This is a genomic window from Micromonospora sp. NPDC000663 (genome assembly GCF_042898105.1).
GTDB lineage: Bacteria > Actinomycetota > Actinomycetes > Mycobacteriales > Micromonosporaceae > Micromonospora.
In genome coordinates this window covers 143571-161392 of record NZ_JBIAYR010000002.1, presented here as the reverse complement: position 1 = coordinate 161392, position 17822 = coordinate 143571, and the positions used below count along the sequence as shown (strand labels likewise).

The following is a 17822-nucleotide window of genomic DNA, read 5'->3' as shown; positions in this document are numbered from 1 at the left end:
TCCCCCTGCGCCCCTGCGGCGGCCGCGACAAGGAGCGTGCCCCGGCCGCGGCTGCGCCCCTGCGGTGGACGCGAGGAAGCGGACGCCCACCACGCGGCGGATACGAAAGGGCGGGGCCCGGTGGCTCATGCCACCGGGCCCCGCCCCCGTTGCGTGCTGTTTACTCGTCCGCGCCCGCGGTGGCGGCGCTGCCACCGAGGTCGGCCGGCACGGCGTCCGGAACTTCCACCGGCTTCTCCGCGCCCCGGAACACGAGCTTGGACTTGTCGATGTCGTTCGGGTCGCCCTCGCAGTCCACCACGACGATCTGACCGGGGGTCAGCTCGTTGAACAGAATCCGCTCGGAGAGGTTGTCCTCGATGTCGCGCTGGATCGTGCGACGAAGCGGACGGGCACCGAGCACCGGGTCGAAGCCCTTCGCCGCCAGGTACTTCTTGGCGTTGTCGGTCAGCTCCAGACCCATGTCCTTGTTGCGCAGCTGCGTCTCGATCCGCTGGATCATGATGTCCACGATCGAGAGGATCTCGGTCTGGCGCAGCTGGTGGAAGACGATGGTGTCGTCGATCCGGTTGAGGAACTCAGGCCGGAAGTGCTGCTTGAGCTCGTCGTTGACCTTCTGCTTCATCCGGTCGTAGTTGGACTCGGAGTCCTCCGACGCCTGGAAGCCCAGCGACACCGCCTTGGCGACGTCACGGGTGCCCAGGTTGGTGGTCAGGATGATGACCGTGTTCTTGAAGTCCACGATCCGACCCTGACCGTCGGTGAGCCGACCGTCCTCCAGGATCTGGAGCAGCGTGTTGAACACGTCCGGGTGGGCCTTCTCGATTTCGTCGAAGAGAACCACCGAGAACGGCCGACGCCGCACCTTCTCGGTCAGCTGCCCGCCCTCGTCGTAGCCGACGTAGCCGGGAGGGGCACCCACCAGCCGGGAGACCGTGTAGCGGTCGTGGAACTCGGACATGTCCAGCTGGATGAGGGCGTCCTCGCTGCCGAAGAGGAACTCGGCGAGCGCCTTGGACAGCTCGGTCTTACCGACACCGGACGGGCCGGCGAAGATGAACGAGCCCGACGGGCGCTTCGGGTCCTTCAGGCCGGCCCGGGTACGCCGGATCGCCTTCGAGACCGCCTTGACCGCGTCCTCCTGGCCGATGACGCGCTTGTGCAGCTCGTCCTCCATGCGCAGCAGGCGCGAGGTCTCCTCCTCGGTCAGCTTGTAGACCGGGATGCCGGTCCAGTTGCCGAGCACCTCGGCGATCTGCTCGTCGTCGACCTCGCTGACGACGTCCAGGTCACCGGCCTTCCACTCCTTCTCCCGCTGAGCCTTCTGGCCGAGGAGCTGCTTCTCCTTGTCGCGCAGCTGGGCGGCGCGCTCGAAGTCCTGCGCGTCGATCGCGGACTCCTTGTCGCGACGCACCTGGGCGATGCGCTCGTCGAAGTCACGCAGGTCTGGCGGCGCGGTCATCCGACGGATTCGCATCCGGGCGCCGGCCTCGTCGATCAGGTCGATCGCCTTGTCCGGGAGGAAGCGGTCGGAGATGTACCTGTCGGCAAGCGTCGCGGCGGCCACCAGGGCGGCGTCGGTGATGCTCACCCGGTGGTGCGCCTCGTACCTGTCGCGCAGGCCCTTGAGGATCTCGATGGTGTGCGCCAGCGACGGCTCACCCACCTGGATCGGCTGGAACCGGCGCTCGAGAGCGGCGTCCTTCTCCAGGTGCTTGCGGTATTCGTCAAGCGTGGTGGCACCGATGGTCTGGAGCTCGCCACGGGCCAGCATCGGCTTGAGGATGCTCGCCGCGTCGATCGCGCCCTCGGCGGCACCCGCACCCACCAGGGTGTGGATCTCGTCGATGAACAGGATGATGTCGCCGCGGGTGCGGATCTCCTTGAGCACCTTCTTGAGGCGCTCCTCGAAGTCACCGCGGTAGCGGGAACCGGCGACCAGCGCACCCAGGTCGAGCGTGTAGAGCTGCTTGTCCTTCAGAGTCTCGGGCACCTCGCCCTTGATGATCTTCTGGGAAAGCCCCTCCACCACGGCGGTCTTACCGACGCCGGGCTCACCGATCAGGACCGGGTTGTTCTTGGTACGGCGGGAGAGCACCTGCATGACCCGCTCGATTTCCTTCTCGCGCCCGATGACCGGGTCGAGCTTGCCCTCGCGGGCGGCCTGGGTCAGGTTGCGGCCGAACTGGTCCAGCACCAGGCTGGTCGACGGCGCGGCCTCGCCGGGCGCGGCGCCAGCGGCGGCCGGCTCCTTGCCCTGGTAGCCGGAGAGGAGCTGGATCACCTGCTGGCGGACCCGGTTGAGGTCGGCGCCGAGCTTGACCAGCACCTGGGCGGCGACGCCCTCACCCTCGCGGATCAGACCGAGCAGGATGTGCTCCGTGCCGATGTAGTTGTGGCCGAGCTGCAGCGCCTCGCGCAGCGACAGCTCCAGCACCTTCTTGGCCCGCGGCGTGAACGGGATGTGCCCGCTCGGCGCCTGCTGGCCCTGGCCGATGATCTCCTCGACCTGCTGGCGGACGCCCTCCAGGGAGATGCCGAGGCTCTCCAGGGCCTTTGCCGCGACGCCTTCACCTTCGTGGATCAGGCCCAGCAGGATGTGTTCCGTACCGATGTAGTTGTGGTTGAGCATCCGGGCCTCTTCTTGGGCCAGGACGACAACCCGTCGCGCTCGGTCGGTGAACCGCTCGAACATGCCCTCGTGCTCCTCACGTGCCGTGCGCCTTGATGGTCAAGATCTTGGCGGGGCCGGTGCGCGAACGTCCAGGACGGGCGTCCGTGCCTCCTTACTCTATCGCCGCTGACCGACTCAGCCGTGGTCGTGTGTCTCCGGTCTGGGTCGGTTGCACGTCGTTTTGAACAACCGTCCGCGCTCAGGAGGTGTTCCGGTACCCCTGTCGCTACGCGCAGAGCGAAATCCGACTGACGCGACGAGGGCCCTTCTCCGGCCTCGGAAGCCCTCCGAGGGGGTGGGTCGCCGCCGCGCGAACGCCGCGCACGACCCCGGGGACGGTTGTCCACAGGCTGTGGAAAGTTGCTCCACTGGTTGTGGACAACGCCCGTCGGCTCCGGAAGCTTCCCGGCTCCACGAACCGGACACGGGGGTGGATACGGCGACGCCGGCCCGGAGGAATGCTCCGGTCCGGCGTCGTTGTCGCCTGCGCCCAGGCTGCTGACGGGTCAGCGCTTGGCGTGGAACTCGTCGACGATCTCCTGCGGGATGCGGCCCCGGTCCGAGATGTCCTTGCCAGCCTTCTTGGCCCACTCCCGGATCGCCTTGTTCTGCTCGCGGTCGGCGGTCGCGCCGCCCCGGCCACGCGCAGCCCGCCCACCGATCACGACGCCACCCCGGCCCACCTTCGTGCCGGCACCCACGTACGGCGCGAATACGTCGCGCAATTTCGCGGCGTTGGAACTCGACAGGTCGATCTCGTACTGAACGCCGTCGAGGGCGAACTTGACGGTCTCGTCCGCGTCCCCGCCGTCCAGGTCATCGACCAGCTTGTGAATGATCTGCTTGGCCACGTCCCACATTCCTTTCGAGCAGGGCACTCCTGCTAACGAGAGCACAATAACCCGCGCGCTGCTTGCCCCGTCAATAGGATGCGGTTACAGCTCGCTGTGAGCGGGGCGGACTACTCCGGGCGGACCAACGGGAAGAGGATCGTTTCCCGAATTCCGAGCCCGGTCAGGGCCATCAAGAGCCGGTCGATTCCCATTCCCATACCGCCGGCCGGCGGCATTCCGTACTCCATCGCCCGGAGAAAGTCCTCGTCCAGACGCATGGCCTCGTCGTCACCCCGCGCGGCCAGCTGCGCCTGGGCCACCAGCCGCTCCCGCTGCACCACCGGGTCCACCAGCTCGGAGTACGCGGTGCCCAGCTCGAATCCGAGCACGTAGAGGTCCCACTTCTCGGCCAGCCCCGGCTCGCTGCGGTGCGCCCGGGTGAGGGGGCTGGTCTCCTCCGGGTAGTCCCGCACGAAGGTGGGCGCCTGCAGGCCGGGAACGACCAGTTCCTCGAACAGTTCCTCAGCCAGCTTGCCCGGCCCCCACTTGGGGTCCACGGCCAATCCCACCTTGTCCGCGTACTCGACGAGGCGGGAACGCTCGGTGCGCACCGTGACCTCCTCGCCGAGTGCCTCGGAAAGCACCCCGAACAGCGTCACCGAGCGCCACTCGCCACCCAGGTCGAACTCACGCCCGTCGGCGTGGGTCACCACGGTCGAGCCGCTGACCGCGATCGCCGCCTGTTGCACGAGATTGCGGGTCAACTCGGCCATCGTGTCGTAGTCGCCGTACGCCTGGTACGTCTCCAGCATCGCGAACTCCGGTGAGTGCGAAGAGTCGACACCCTCATTACGGAAGTTGCGGTTGATCTCGAAGACTCGATCGACGCCACCGACCACGGCGCGCTTGAGAAACAGTTCCGGCGCGATTCGGAGATACAGATCGGTGTTCAACGCATTGCTGTGGGTCACGAACGGCCGAGCGGCCGCACCGCCGTGCAGGAGTTGCAACATCGGCGTTTCCACCTCGATGAAGCCCTGCCCGTGCAGCGAATCACGCAGGCTGCGTACGGCCGCCGCCCGGGTGCGGACCATCTGCCGGGCCTGCGGCCGGACGATCAGGTCGACGTAGCGCTGACGGACCCGGGCCTCCTCGGAGAGCGGCTTGTGCGCCACCGGCAGCGGGCGCAGCGCCTTCGCTGTCATCTCCCACCGCCGCGCCAGCACCGACAGCTCACCCCGGCGGCTGGTGATCACCTCACCGGTGACGCCGACGTGGTCGCCGAGGTCGACGAGGCGCTTCCAGGCCTCCAGCCGCTCCGGGCCGACCCGGTCGAGCGACAGCATCGCCTGCAACTCGGTGCCGTCGCCGTCGCGCAGGGTCGCGAAGCAGAGCTTGCCCGTGTTGCGTACGAAGATCACCCGGCCGGTGACCGAGACCTCGTCACCGGTGGCGGTGTCGGTGGGCAGATCCGCGTACTTCGCACGGATCTCGGCGAGCGTCGTGGTGCGAGAGAAACCGACCGGGTAGGGCTCGACGCCCTCGGCGAGCATCCGGTCCCGCTTCTCCCGGCGGACCTTCATCTGCTCCGGAAGGTCGTCGGCGGGGTCCACTGGTACGGCGTTCTGCTCGCTCACGGCACGCTTCCTCGTCACGGGAGATACAGGGGTCAGGCCCGAGCGTACTCAAGCGGTCGGAGGGCTGTTACCGGATAACCTGCCCGTCATGGTCGATCACACTCAGGCCCTCTCCTTCGGCGCTGCGGCGAGCGATTACGACAGGTTTCGTCCGCGCTATCCGGAAGCCGCCCTCCGGTGGGCGCTCGACGGGCTCAGCGACGGTCGGATCGTCGACCTCGGCGCGGGCACCGGCATTCTCACCCGTCAGGTGCTCGCCCTCGGGCACGAGGTGACGCCTGTGGAGCCGGACCCGGAGATGCGCGCCCAACTGGACGCCGCCACTCCCGGAGGCCACGCGCTGGCCGGCGGCGCCGAGGCCATCCCGCTGCCCGACGGGGTCGCGGACGCCGTGGTGGTGGGTCAGGCGTACCACTGGTTCGACAGGGAACGGGCGCACGCCGAGATCGCCCGGGTGCTGCGGCCCGGCGGGACGTTCGCCCCGATCTGGAACCTGCGGGACGACCGGGTCTCGTGGGTGGCCGAGCTGGGTCGGATCGCCCACCTCGGTGACAGCGCCGGCGACGTCGCCGGGCGGTACGAGGACTTCGGCTCGGCCTTCACACCTGTCGAGCTGAGGGAGTTCACGCACCACACGACGCTCACGCCCGACGAGGTGACGGCGCTGCTGCACACCCGCTCGTACTGGCTCACCGCACCTGCCGAGCGGCGGGAGCGCATCGACCGGGAACTGCGCGACCTCTTCGCGAACCATCCCGAGCTGGCCGGGCGGGAAACCGTCGACCTGCCGTACCGGACGCTCGTCCTGCGGGCCCGGCGCCGCTGAGGCCGGCAGGACGCCAGCCTCGACGGCGGCCGGGTCACACGTTGCGTTCGTAGACCATCCGCAGGCCGATCAGCGTGATCATCGGCTCGTGGTGGGTGATGGTGCTGCACTCGTTGATCACCAGTGCGGCGAGGCCACCGGTGGCGATCACCGCCTTCACCTCGCCCAACTCCTCGGTCATCCGCTCGACGATCCGGTCCACCTGCCCGGCGAAGCCGAAGTACAGGCCGGCCTGGAGGCACTCCACGGTGTTCTTGCCGATCACCGAACGGGGCTTGGTCGCCTCGACCTTGCGCAGCTGGGCGGCGCGCGCGGCCAGCGCGTCGAACGAGATCTCGATGCCCGGGGCGAACGCCCCACCGAGGAATTCGCCCCGCCCGCTGATCACGTCGAAGTTGGTGGTGGTGCCGAAGTCCACCACAATCGACGGCCCGCCGTAGAGGGTGTACGCGGCGAGGGTGTTCACCACCCGGTCGGCGCCCACCTCCTTCGGGTTGTCGATGGCCAGCTGCACCCCGGTGCGCACGCCCGGCTCGACGATCACACTCGGCAGGTCCGCGTAGTAGCGGCCGAGCATGGTACGCAGCGACCGCAGCGCGGCGGGCACCGTCGAGCAGGCGGCCACACCGGTGATCTCGACGTTGTCCCCGGCGAGCAGGCCCCGGAACATCAGGCCCAGCTCGTCCGCCGTCGAGCGGGCATCGGTCTTGATCCGCCAGGAGTGCACCAGCTTGTCGCCGTCGAAGGTCGCCAGCACGGTGTTGGTGTTTCCGATGTCGATGCAGAGCAGCACTGTCGCAGCCTAGACAACTACCCGGTGCGCAGGTCCATCGCGATGTCCAGGATCGGCGACGAGTGGGTCAGCGCGCCCACCGAGAGGAAGTCGACGCCGGTGGCCGCGTACCGGGCCGCCACCTCCAGGGTCAGCCCGCCTGTCGCCTCCAGCTCCGCCCGGTCACCCACCGCGGCCACCGCCTCGGCCAGCACCTCGGGCGTCATGTTGTCGCAGAGCAGGAAGTCTGCCCCCGCCTCCACCGCCTCCACAGCCTCGGCGACGGTGGTCACCTCGACCTGCACCGGCACCTCCGGGAACGCCTCGCGGACCCGCCGGAACGCCGCAGTGATCCCCCCGGCCGCCAGCTTGTGGTTGTCCTTGATCATGGCCACGTCGTAGAGGCCCATCCGCTTGTTGGTGCCACCGCCGGCCCGCACCGCGTACTTCTCCAGCGCCCGCAGGCCCGGCGTCGTCTTGCGGGTGTCCAGCACCATGGCCTTCGTGCCGGCCAGGGCGTCCGCCCAGGCACGGGTGTGGGTGGCCACCCCGGACATCCGGCAGAGCAGGTTCAGCGCCGTCCGCTCGGCCGTGAGCAGCAGCCGCGTCGGGCCGGTCACCGTCGCCAGCACCTCGCCGCGGGCCACCCGCTCGCCGTCGCGGGCCAGCACCGACACCTCGACGGTACGCCCCGAGCCGGTCACCTCGCCCACCAGCTCGAACACGGCCGCGGCCACGGCCATCCCGGCCAGCACCCCGTCGGCGCGGGCCACCAGGTCGGCGGTGTCGCTCTGCTCGGCCGGGATGGTGGCCACGCTCGTCACGTCCAGGAACTCCGGTCCCAGGTCCTCAACGAGTGCGGTCTCGATCACCCGCCGCACCTGCTCCGGGTCCAGTCCGGCCGCCAGCAGCGCCGTCCGCGTCGACTCCGTCATGCGTTCTCCTCCCACCGCCGCGTCAACCGGCCCTCCGCCCCGATCGAACCGACCAGGTGGCCCAGCCACCGCTCGTCGGCCGTCGGGAAATCCTCCCGCCAGTGGCAACCCCTGGTCTCGCCGCGCGCGTACGCCGCCGCGACGAGCGCGGACGCCACAGTGAGCAGGTTGGTCGCCTCCCAGTCGGCGGTCCTCGGCCGGCCCCGGGCAGTGCCCAGCTCGGTGAGCGTCCCGGCCGTCGCGGCCAACGTCGCCGCCGACCTCAGCACCCCCGCCCCCCGGGTCATCGCCCGTTGCAGAGCGGGCGTGGCCTCGGCCGGCAGCACCCACCCCCCGCCGCCCCGCCAGGCGCCGGTGTCCGCCGGCTGGGCCTGCTCGGGCAGGCCCGCCGCGATGTCGTCGGCGATCCGGCGGGAGAACACCAGCCCCTCCAGCAGCGAGTTGCTGGCCAGCCTGTTCGCGCCGTGCACACCCGTGCAGGCCACCTCACCGCAGGCGTACAGGCCGGGGATGGAGGTGCGGCCGCGCAGGTCGGTGCGGACGCCTCCGGAGGCGTAGTGGGCGGCCGGCGCGACCGGGATCAGGTCGGTGGCCGGGTCGACGCCGATGGCCAGGCAGGACGCCACGATTGTGGGGAACCGCCCGGCCAGGAAGGCGCCGCCGAGGTGCCGGGCGTCGAGGAAGACGTGGTCCGCGCCGGTGGCCAGCAGCACCCGGTGGATGCCCTTGGCCACCACGTCCCGGGGGGCCAGCTCGGCCAGCTCGTGCTGGCCCACCATGAACCGCTTGCCGTCGCCGTCCACCAGGTACGCGCCCTCGCCGCGCAGCGCCTCGGACACCAGTGGCTGCTGCGCGTGCCCGGCACCGGGAACGCCCGCGCCGGACGGGGTGATCAGGGCGGTCGGGTGGAACTGGACGAACTCGACGTCGGTCACGGCCGCGCCGGCCCGCATCGCCAGCGCCACCCCGTCGCCCGTGGAGACCGCCGGGTTGGTGGTGGCCGCGAAGACCTGCCCCATCCCGCCGGTGGCAAGCACCACCGCACGGGCCAGCAGGGCGCCCACGCCGTCCTCACTGCCCTCGCCGAGCACGTGCAGGGTGATGCCGCAGGCCGGGCCGAGCCCGTCCGGGCCGTCACCTGGCGCCCGCAGCAGATCCAGCACCAGGGCGTGCTCGACCAGCCGGATCCACGGGTCGCGCTGCACGGCGGCGTGCAGGGCACGCTGCACCTCCGCGCCTGTGGCGTCCCCGCCGGCGTGCACGATGCGGTCCGCCAGGTGCCCGCCCTCGCGGGTCAGCATCAGCGAGCCGTCCGGGTGACGGTCGAACTCGGCGCCGATCCGGATCAGCTCCCGCAGCCGGGTCGGGCCCTCCTCGACAAGTACCCGCACCGCCGCCGGGTCGCAGAGCCCCACCCCGGCGACCTCGGTGTCCCGCGCGTGCGCCGCGGGCGTGTCCGCCGGGTCGAGCACCGCGGCGATGCCGCCCTGCGCCCACCGGGTCGAGCCGTCGTCAATGTTGACCTTCGTAACGACGGTGACGTGCAGACCCGCCTCCCGCAGGTGCAGCGCGGCGGTCAGGCCGGCCACCCCGGACCCCACCACGATCACGTCGGTGGTCTCCACCCAGCCGGGCTCGGGCGCGGCCAGCAGCGGGGGCAGGGCCGGCAGGTCGACGGTCGGAAGGTCCATCCCCCCAGTCAACCCGAACGATCCTCGTCGGGGGCGGCGGGGGCGGGACGAGTGGTATCGGCTACCCCGTCCCGGGCCGCGCCGACCGCCGGGCCATGGTCACTTCGTCCGGACCGGGAGACCCGCCGGGCCCGCGCCCTTCAGCGAGGCGGTCACCGTACGGTCGCTGAGCCACAGGTAGCAGCGCACGCCCCGGTCACCGACCCGCCACCGCCCGGCCCCCGGTGGGCGGACCACCACCCCGCTGCGAAAGCGCAGCTCGGCGTCGTCGGGCACGCCCACGTAGCGGCCGAGGGCGCTGCGGCAGCCTGTGTAGAGCGGCGCCCAGTCGGCGTCCTTCGTGGGGTACGGCGTGTCCGGTGCACGCCACACCCCGACGAACTCGGCGTCGTGCTGCCTGCCGCACTCCACCGGGACAAGCGTCTGCACACGCCCGGCCGCACCACGGGTCTGCTGGCAACCAAGCCGCAGCGGCGATGGGCTCTTCAACGCGTCCCGCAGACTGCCCGAGCGGACCACCACGGTCGCCGCCGCCTCGACGGTGTTCAACTCGGTGAGATCGCACCGGAACCAGCGGGAGCCCGCCGCCCAGCCCGGCCCGGAGGGCAGCGCCACCGACAACCGCAGCCGGCCGGCCCGCCAGTCGTCACCGACGTACCCGGTCGCCCGGGTGTCGCACTCGGCGAACGCGCCCCGCAGCTCCGCCGAACCACCCGCCGGGGCGGTCGCCCGCTGGGCCGGGAACGCCCCGACATGCACGGTCTCCAGCCGGTGCGGGCCGGCACAGTCCACCGGCTGGTAGCCGGCCAGGGTGACCACGTCGGTGAAGTCGGCGGCCTGACACACACCTGCCGCCGGAGTGAACGCCGATGGCGCAGCCATCGCGGCCCAGTCGTCGGTCAGGTCACCGTCCAGGCCGCCGGACCCGGCGCAGCCCACCAGCAGCACCGCCGCCACGGCAGCGGCGAACACGGTCGTCGTGGCACGACGCATAGCGGCCTCCCCCAGCCACCGACCAGCTTTCGCCGGCGGGCCAAGGGTAACCGGACATGACCTTCCGGTAACAGAGCGGAATCACGACGCGGGGGATCACACGGCGGACACGGCCAGCGGGCTGGGCACCGGGTCACCGGCCGTGCCGGGGGCCACCGCGGCCGGGTCGGCACCCAGCTCGATCACCCGGTTGTCGGCGTCCACATGCACCACCCGAGGCCGGTACGACCGGGCCTCGGCGTCGTCCATCTGCCCGTACGAGATCAGGATGACCAGGTCACCCGGGTGTACGAGGTGCGCGGCGGCACCGTTGATGCCGATCACGCCGCTGCCCCGCTCACCGGGGATCACGTACGTCTCCAGCCGGGCGCCGTTGGTGATGTCCACGATCGCCACCTGCTCGCCGGGGAGCAGGTCGGCGGCGTCGAGCAGATCCTCGTCCACAGTCACCGAACCCACGTAGTGCAGATCGGCCTGGGTGACCGTGGCCCGGTGGATCTTCGACTTGAGCATGGTCCGCAGCATCGGAAGTGGCCTTTCGCCAAGGTGGTGGAGGTGGGGGGCGGCCTGGTCAGGGACGGGGTGCCAGGTGGATCGCCGCGTTGTCGATCAGGCGGGTCGCGCCTACCCACGCGGCGATCACCAGCCGGGCCGGCCCGGACACCGGCCCCGGCTCCAACTCGGGATCGGTGAGCACCAGGTAGTCGAGGCGGGCGCCGGGCGTACCCGCACCGAACGCGGCATGTGCGGCGGTCAGCACCGCGCCCGCGTCCCGGCCCTCGTCGGCCGCCCGCGCGCCGGCCCGCAGCGCGGCGGACAGGCTCAGGGCGGCAGCCCGCTCCGACTCGCTCAGGTAGCGGTTACGACTGGACAGCGCCAGCCCGTCCGGTTCCCGCACCGTCGGCACGCCGACCACCTCGACAGGCACGTCCAGGTCCCGGACCATCCGCCGGACCAGGGTGAGCTGCTGGTAGTCCTTCTCGCCGAAGAACGTCAGGTCCGGTCGGGTGAGCTGGAGCAGTTTCAGCACCACTGTGAGCACCCCGTGGAAGAAGCCGGGGCGGCTCGCGCCCTCCAGCTCCGCCCCGAGCGGACCGGGGTCGAGGCGTACCCGGGGCTGGCCGTCGGGGTACATGTCGGCCACCGACGGGGCGAAGACCACGTCGGCGCCGGCCCGCCGGCACACCTCCAGGTCCGTGTCGAGGGTCCGGGGGTACCTGTCGAAGTCCTCGTTCGGCCCGAACTGCAACGGGTTCACGAAGATCGTCACCAGCACGTGGTCGGCCTGTTCCCGGGCCGCGCGCATCAACGTCTCGTGCCCCGAGTGCAGGGCGCCCATGGTCATCACCACACCGACGGTGCCCTTCAGCCCGGCCCGGGCCTCGGCCAACTCGGCGCGCGTGTGCACGAGCAGCGTCACGGCGCCACCTCGGTTCGCGACTGCGGGGCTCGCAGGATCGGCTCACTCCTCGCGCTCACGCGGCCACCTCCCGATCCGGATCGGCAAGAACCCCGAGCAGCGACTGCGCGTCCACCGGCCGGAGCCGGCCGGCGGCGATCGCGCGGTCCGCGGTACGACGGGCCAGCGCCAGGTACGCGGGAACGGACTCCGGGGCGGTGGCGGTCAGTCGGGCCAGGTGCCGCCGCACGGTGCCCGCGTCACCCCGCGAGACCGGGCCGGTCAGCGCGTCGTCGCCGAGGCGTAGCGCGTTCTCCAGGGCGGCCCGCAGCAGCGGGGCGAGCACCTTCTCGGGCCGGCCCACGCCGGCGTCCCGCAGCCGGTCGGTCGCCTCGTTCACAAGGGTCACCAGGTGGTTCGCGCCGTGTGCCAGCGCCGCGTGGTACAGCGGGCGGTCCATCTCGGCCACCCACTCGGGCACGCCACCCAGGTCGGTGACCAGACGGGCGGCCAGCGGACGCAACTCCGCCGGGGCGGTCACCCCGTACGAGATGCCGTCGAGGCGGGCCAGGTCGTCAGGCGTACCGGTGAAGGTCATGGCGGGGTGCAGGGCGAGCGGCCGGGCGCGGGCCGCGGTGACCGGCGCCAGCACGCCCAGACCGTGCGCGCCGGAGGTGTGCGCGACCACCTGCCCCTGGTGCAGGGCGCCCTGTTCGGCGAGGTCGGCGACCACCCCGGCCAGCGCGTCGTCGGGTACGGCGATCAGCAGCAGGTCGGCGGCGGCGTGCGCGACGGCGACGGCGGGGTGGCGTGGCACGTCGGGCAGCAGCAGGGCGAGGCGTGCCCGGCTGGCTCCGGATTCGCCTGTGACGGCGACCACGTGGTGCCCTGCGGCGGCGAGCGCGGCGCCCAGCACGGCTCCGACGCGGCCCGCGCCGACGACACCGACGGTGAGCAGGCGGGAGGTGGCGCGGGCGCCGGGAACGGCGCGATCCCGCGATGCGGCGGGCCCAGGGCGCGGGCGCAGCGGTGCGCTCATGACGACGATCCAGTCCTCGAGAAGGGGTACCGGTCGATCGCAAGTATGCGCCCGGCCTGCCGAACCGGGACAAGCATGTGTGAAAACCTTCACCACCGTCGAGACGGCCCGATCGGGGTCGGCTGAGGTCAGGGCGTCGGGGCCGACGTGATGGCGCGCAGTTCGGCGGCGACCTCGGCGATCAGGTCGCTGAGCGGGGCGTCGCTGCCGGGCGCGATCCAGCGGGCGAACGCGGCCCGGAAGACCGTGGCACCCGACTCGGTGGCCAGGGTGGCCGTGGTCCCGTCGAGGCCCCTGGCGCGCAGGGCGGCGGTGACCGCGGCCGCCAGGGAGCCCGACTTGCGCAGTTCACGCTCCTGCAGCTCCGGGCTGCTCTCGATGATTGCCTGCCGTGCCCGGACCATCTCGGCGAGGGCACCAACAGGTGGCCGGCCGTCCACACGCTCGACGCGGCAGTGCTCTACCGACTCGCCCTCGAAAACGCCCCCGCCGGTACACGCCTGCACGGTGCCGCCGACGAGGGCGTCTCCTTCCGGCAGATCGCGGCGGCCATCGGCGACAACCTCGGCATCCCGGTCCGCAGCATCAGCCCCGCCGAGGCCGACGACCACTTCGGCTTCCTCGGATCGTTCGTCCAGATCGACAACCCCACGTCGTCCGCCATCACCCGCGAACTGCTGGGCTGGACCCCGACCCACCCCGGCCTGATCGCCGACCTGAACGAAGGGCACTACTTCCGGTCCTGAAGCACGAAGCCGGTCGTCGGGGATCGGGAAGCGGGTGGCCGTAGGGTCGGCACGGTGACACCTGCTGAACCCCGAGGTGAGCTGATGCCGATCCCGTGGCGGGACGCCATGAGTCACGCCCTCTACGGGCCGGGCGGCTTCTTCGTGGCCGGCGGCGGGCCGGCCGCCCACTTCCGCACCAGCGTGCACGCCTCGCCCGCCTTCGCCACAGCCCTGCTGCGCCTGGTCACGCAGGTCGACGCGGCACTCGGGCACCCTCCCCGTCTCGACGTCGTGGACGTGGGGGCTGGGCGGGGGGAGCTGCTGATTTCTCTCGCCGGGCTCGCGGTGGGGGTTTCCGGGGAGCCCGCCCACTCCGAGCGGTCAGGCTTGATCCCTCCGTGGGCGGGCTCCCCGGAAACCCTGACTTCCACGGCGTCCGTCCGTCGGCCGCCCGCCGATCCGTCGTCCGGCAATGTCCATCCGTCGCTCGCGGAACGGGTTCGCTTCACAGCTGTCGAGTACGCCGACCGCCCCGAAAACCTGCCCGAAGACATCAACTGGACAGCCGAGATTCCCGCCGAGATCACCGGACTGTTGATCGCCACCGAATGGCTGGACAACGTCCCGCTGGACGTGGCGGTGCACGCCGAGGACGGCTGGCGATACGTGCTGGTCGAGCCCGAGAGTGGTGCCGAATCGACTGGTGAGCCGGTCGGCCCGGCTGACCTGGATTGGCTCACGACGTGGTGGCCCAGCGCCACGAGCCCGCCCCCCGCAGACCCTGATTCGGGCAGTGGTCTGACCTCGACCGACGCGACCAGCGAGAACGAGTCGGGTTTCCGGGCAGCCCGGCCGGCGCAGGGATCAAGCCTGACCGCCCGGAGCCGGCCGGGCTGCCCGGAAACCCCCCACTACGACCACCGCGCAGAGATCGGCAGACCGAGGGACGAAGCCTGGGCGAACGCAGTCCGCAAGATCAGCCGAGGGCTGGCCGTGGCGGTCGACTACGGGCACCTGAGCGGCGACAGACCGGTGGACGGGACGTTGACCGGATACCGGGGTGGGCGGCAGGTGCCGCCGGTGCTGGACGGGACGACAGACGTGACCGCGCACGTGGCGATGGACTCGGTCGCCTCCGCCGGCGCGGCGGTCGCCCGGTGCGCGTACTCCCTGGTGTCGCAGGCCGAGGCGCTGCGGGCGCTCGGGGCCGACGGCGGGCGACCGCCGCTCAGCCTGGCCGGTACCGACCCGGCCGGCTACGTGCGGGCGCTTGCCGCCGCGTCGGCGGTGGCCGAGCTGACCGACCCGGCCGGGCTCGGCGGGCACCTGTGGCTGCGCCAGCCGGTCGGCATCCCACTCGCCGCCGCCGTGGCACGATGACGGGCATGACCACCGACGCCGGGGACCTCCGTGAACTGACCGTCGGCACCGGGGCCGGCCTCGTCGCCGGCACCGGCGATCAGCAGCTCGGCACCGACATGGTGTTGAACATCGGCCCGCAGCATCCCTCGACGCACGGTGTGCTGCGGTTGAAGCTGGTGCTCGACGGCGAACGGGTGGTCGCCTGCGAACCGATCATCGGCTACATGCACCGGGGCGCGGAGAAGCTGTTCGAGGTCCGCGACTACCGGCAGATCATCGTGCTGGCCAACAGGCACGACTGGCTGTCGGCGTTCTCCAACGAGCTGGGTGTGGTGCTCGCCGTGGAACGCCTCATGGGCATGGAGGTACCGGAGCGGGCGACCTGGCTGCGAATGGCCCTCGCGGAGCTGAACCGGGTGCTCAACCACCTGATGTTCCTCGGCTCCTACCCGCTGGAGATCGGCGCGATCACGCCGATGTTCTACGCGTTCCGGGAACGCGAGACCATCCAGGCGGTGATGGAGGAGGTCTCCGGCGGGCGGATCCACTACATGTTCAACCGGGTGGGTGGCCTGAAGGAGGAGGTTCCGTACGGCTGGACCGGGCGGGCCCGGGCGGCCATCGCCGAGGTGCGCCGCCGGCTGCCGGACCTTGACCACCTGATCCGGCGCAACGAGATCTTCCTGGCCCGCACCGTCGGCGTGGGTGTGCTCTCCGCCGCCGACGCCGCCGCGTTCGGCGCTTCCGGGCCGGTGGCCCGCGCCTCCGGGCTCGACCTGGACCTGCGCCGCGATGATCCCTACCTGGCGTACGACGAACTGGACGTGCCCGTGGTCACCCGGACCGCCGGCGACTGCCACGCCCGCTTCGAGGTGCTGCTCGACCAGGTGTACGCCTCGCTGGACCTCACCGAGCAGTGCCTCGACCGGGTGGACCGGCTGACCGGGCCGATCAACACCCGACTGCCGAAGGTGCTCAAGGCACCAGAGGGGCACACGTACGCCTGGACGGAGAACCCGCTCGGCATCAACGGCTACTACCTCGTGTCGCGGGGTGAGAAGACGCCGTGGCGGTTGAAGCTGCGGACCGCGTCGTACGCCAACGTGCAGGCGCTGGCCACCCTGCTCCCCGGCTGCCTCGTGCCGGACCTGATCGCCATCCTCGGCTCGATGTTCTTCGTGGTCGGCGACATCGACAAGTGACGCCTCAGCGCCAGCGTTCGCCGGGCGGGGCGCCGCCGGCGCGCGGCACGTCGTCAGGCGGCGGGTAGCCGTACCGCTCCTCGACCCGGCGCCGGCCGACCCGTTCCGGCTCCGCCTGGTCACCCCGCTGGCGAGGTGGACGCCACTCGTCCGGCACCGGCACGCCACCCACCGGCAGTGCCGGCCGGCCCGCCGGCTCGTCCGGGTGGTACGACTCGCGTTCGGCGTACCAGTCGGCGTCGTCCTGCCGGCTCGGCTCCCGATGACGGCGGGCGTCCTCGTGACGGCGCGGCTCCTCGTGGCGGCGCGGCTCCTCGTGGCGGCGCGGCTCCTCGTGGCGGACGGAGGCCCAGCGGTCGGCCATCCGGTACTCGGTGCCGGCGGGGTCGGCGTGCACCTCGGCCCGGCGTTCCCCGACGTGCAGTTCACGGCCGTGCTCGTCGTCGCGGACGGCCGCCCAGCGGTCACCGGCCCGCATCTGTGACCAGAACTCGCCTGTGTCGTCGGCGCGCAGCGGCGGCCCGGACCGCGGCGCGGCGCTCCCCCGGTCGGGCTCGCGCCGCTCCGACCACCCGCGCTCGTCACGCTGCTCCCGAAAGCCCCGGGCCGGCTCGTCGGCGGGGACGTACGCGTCCCGTGGACCGGTCCACTGCGGCTCGTCGCGCCGGGCCCGCCAACCGGGCTCGGCGTCGACGTCGGGTACCTCCCGGTCGGCGCCCCGACCCGGCCTGTCGTCGGGGTAGCCGGCCCACTGCCGGTCCTCTGCCTCACCACGCGGACGCTCCGCCGGGCGGGGGCGCTCGTCCGCGCCGCCGCCCCGGGTCCACTCCTGCGCCGGCGGGGTCCACTGGCCCGCGTACCCGCCGCCGTACCGGGTGGCGGTCTCCGGCGGCCCACCGTCCACCACTGTGTGCCTGGTGGTGACGTGCACCGTCTCGGTGTGCCGGACAACGCCGGCCGGTCGGTGCCCCGGCTCGGGCCGGTCGTGCTCACGAGGGCGGGCCGATCCGTACCGGGCGGCGGCGGGGCGTTCGCCTCCGTACACCCCGGCGCGGGGCTGCTCGGCGCCGTACACCCCGGCAGGCGGCGGCTCGGCGGTCGCCCGCGGGTACGCCGGTTCGTCCTCGTCGGCGTGCTCGGCGCGGCCCCAGCGGGCGGCGTCCTCCGGACCGGACACCCGGCCCCGGCCAGCGGGAACCTCCCCGGGCACCCGGCTGCGGGCGGCCGGAACGTCAGCCGGCACCGACGCCCGGCCGGCCGGCGCGTCGTCGACCGGGTCGGCGGCCTGCGCCCGCGCCCGCCCCGCACCGGCGGCATCGGGTGCCGCGCCGGCGAGCGCGGCACTGCTGGCGTCGAGGCGGCGACGGACCGCTGTGATGCCCTCCTGCGCCCGCTGCGCCTGGTCCAGCGCCTGGTTGCCGCGCTGCGCGGCGCCACGATCTCGGCCCGCAACTCCCGGCGCAGTTCCTCGATCTCGTCAAGCAGTTCGTCGGCCCGTGCCGCGTCACCGTCGGGCCGCAGCGCGATGGACAGGCCGATCAGCACGACCGCCACGATGGCGAGCACCGCCGCGAAACGCAGCGGAGTGTTGCCGTCGGCGACCAGCAGGATCAGCGCCGCCACCGGGGCGAGGCCCACACCCGCCCAGAAGAGCATGGTCAGCAGGCGCGGTTGACGCCGGGCGTCGGGGGTGACCGGGGCTGGCATGGCTGTGCAGCCTACCGAGGATCC

17 protein-coding genes are annotated in these 17822 nt (G+C 72.0%); 5 read left to right on the top strand and 12 right to left on the bottom strand.

The window, feature by feature from the left end; all coding sequences use genetic code 11:
* Positions 1–160 precede the first annotated feature (160 nt).
* The 3 genes from ACFY1S_RS09355 to lysS form a co-directional block, all read right to left on the bottom strand.
* Positions 161–2695 carry an ATP-dependent Clp protease ATP-binding subunit gene (locus ACFY1S_RS09355; RefSeq protein WP_387114759.1) on the bottom strand — a complete coding sequence of 845 codons (2535 nt, stop codon included), beginning with the start codon at positions 2693–2695 and terminating at the stop codon, positions 161–163.
* A gap of 485 nt (positions 2696–3180) precedes the next feature.
* A complete protein-coding gene (locus ACFY1S_RS09350) occupies positions 3181–3525 on the bottom strand; it encodes an Lsr2 family protein (RefSeq protein ID WP_139582958.1) in 345 nt (114 codons plus the stop codon).
* A 110-nt stretch (positions 3526–3635) separates the two neighbouring features.
* On the bottom strand, positions 3636–5144 hold the full coding sequence (gene lysS / locus ACFY1S_RS09345) for a lysine--tRNA ligase (RefSeq protein WP_387114754.1): 1509 nt from the start codon (positions 5142–5144) through the stop codon (positions 3636–3638).
* 88 nt (positions 5145–5232) lie between these two features.
* Between lysS and ACFY1S_RS09340 the strand changes: the two genes are divergently transcribed.
* A complete protein-coding gene (locus ACFY1S_RS09340; RefSeq protein WP_387114752.1) occupies positions 5233–5970 on the top strand; it encodes a class I SAM-dependent methyltransferase in 738 nt (245 codons plus the stop codon).
* A gap of 34 nt (positions 5971–6004) precedes the next feature.
* On the opposite strand, the gene ACFY1S_RS09335 is transcribed toward ACFY1S_RS09340, so the two are convergent.
* From ACFY1S_RS09335 to ACFY1S_RS09300, 8 genes are all read right to left on the bottom strand, one after another.
* Positions 6005–6763, bottom strand: coding sequence for a type III pantothenate kinase (locus ACFY1S_RS09335; protein WP_364372510.1), 759 nt, complete (start codon positions 6761–6763; stop codon positions 6005–6007).
* Positions 6764–6780: 17 nt separating this feature from the next.
* The gene (nadC, locus tag ACFY1S_RS09330; RefSeq protein WP_387114748.1) at positions 6781–7677 is read right to left on the bottom strand and encodes a carboxylating nicotinate-nucleotide diphosphorylase; all 897 of its coding nucleotides are present in this window, start codon (positions 7675–7677) and stop codon (positions 6781–6783) included.
* Positions 7674–9368, bottom strand: a complete 1695-nt coding sequence (locus ACFY1S_RS09325; protein WP_387114745.1) for an L-aspartate oxidase — start codon at positions 9366–9368, stop codon at positions 7674–7676. The genes nadC and ACFY1S_RS09325 overlap by 4 nt, the downstream gene beginning before the upstream one ends.
* 99 nt (positions 9369–9467) lie before the next feature.
* Positions 9468–10361 carry a septum formation family protein gene (locus ACFY1S_RS09320; RefSeq protein WP_387114742.1) on the bottom strand — a complete coding sequence of 298 codons (894 nt, stop codon included), beginning with the start codon at positions 10359–10361 and terminating at the stop codon, positions 9468–9470.
* A 96-nt stretch (positions 10362–10457) separates the two neighbouring features.
* Positions 10458–10886, bottom strand: a complete 429-nt coding sequence (gene panD / locus ACFY1S_RS09315) for an aspartate 1-decarboxylase (RefSeq protein ID WP_387114739.1) — start codon at positions 10884–10886, stop codon at positions 10458–10460.
* A 46-nt stretch (positions 10887–10932) separates the two neighbouring features.
* Positions 10933–11781, bottom strand: a complete 849-nt coding sequence (gene panC / locus ACFY1S_RS09310; RefSeq protein WP_387114735.1) for a pantoate--beta-alanine ligase — start codon at positions 11779–11781, stop codon at positions 10933–10935.
* Positions 11782–11836: 55 nt separating this feature from the next.
* Entirely contained in the window at positions 11837–12799 is a 963-nt protein-coding gene (locus ACFY1S_RS09305) for a Rossmann-like and DUF2520 domain-containing protein (RefSeq protein WP_387114732.1), read from the bottom strand.
* A gap of 128 nt (positions 12800–12927) precedes the next feature.
* Positions 12928–13203, bottom strand: a complete 276-nt coding sequence (locus ACFY1S_RS09300; RefSeq protein WP_387114729.1) for a hypothetical protein — start codon at positions 13201–13203, stop codon at positions 12928–12930.
* Positions 13204–13254: 51 nt separating this feature from the next.
* Here ACFY1S_RS09300 and ACFY1S_RS09295 point away from each other — a divergent pair, with 51 nt between their 5' ends.
* The 3 genes from ACFY1S_RS09295 (at position 13255) to ACFY1S_RS09285 (ending at position 16091) form a co-directional block, all read left to right on the top strand.
* The gene (locus ACFY1S_RS09295) at positions 13255–13545 is read left to right on the top strand and encodes a hypothetical protein (RefSeq protein ID WP_387114726.1); all 291 of its coding nucleotides are present in this window, start codon (positions 13255–13257) and stop codon (positions 13543–13545) included.
* Between the two features lie 84 nt (positions 13546–13629).
* Positions 13630–14907 carry an SAM-dependent methyltransferase gene (locus ACFY1S_RS09290; protein WP_387115980.1) on the top strand — a complete coding sequence of 426 codons (1278 nt, stop codon included), beginning with the start codon at positions 13630–13632 and terminating at the stop codon, positions 14905–14907.
* Positions 14904–16091: an NADH-quinone oxidoreductase subunit D gene (locus tag ACFY1S_RS09285; protein ID WP_364372484.1), complete on the top strand. Its 1188-nt coding sequence runs from the start codon at positions 14904–14906 to the stop codon at positions 16089–16091. Before ACFY1S_RS09290 ends, ACFY1S_RS09285 begins: the two co-directional genes overlap by 4 nt.
* Positions 16092–16095: 4 nt before the next feature.
* On the opposite strand, the gene ACFY1S_RS09280 is transcribed toward ACFY1S_RS09285, so the two are convergent.
* Positions 16096–17022, bottom strand: a complete 927-nt coding sequence (locus tag ACFY1S_RS09280) for a hypothetical protein (RefSeq protein WP_387114723.1) — start codon at positions 17020–17022, stop codon at positions 16096–16098.
* Here ACFY1S_RS09280 and ACFY1S_RS09275 point away from each other — a divergent pair.
* The gene (locus ACFY1S_RS09275; protein ID WP_387114720.1) at positions 17017–17766 is read left to right on the top strand and encodes a hypothetical protein; all 750 of its coding nucleotides are present in this window, start codon (positions 17017–17019) and stop codon (positions 17764–17766) included. The genes ACFY1S_RS09280 and ACFY1S_RS09275 overlap by 6 nt on opposite strands.
* Positions 17767–17822 lie beyond the last annotated feature (56 nt).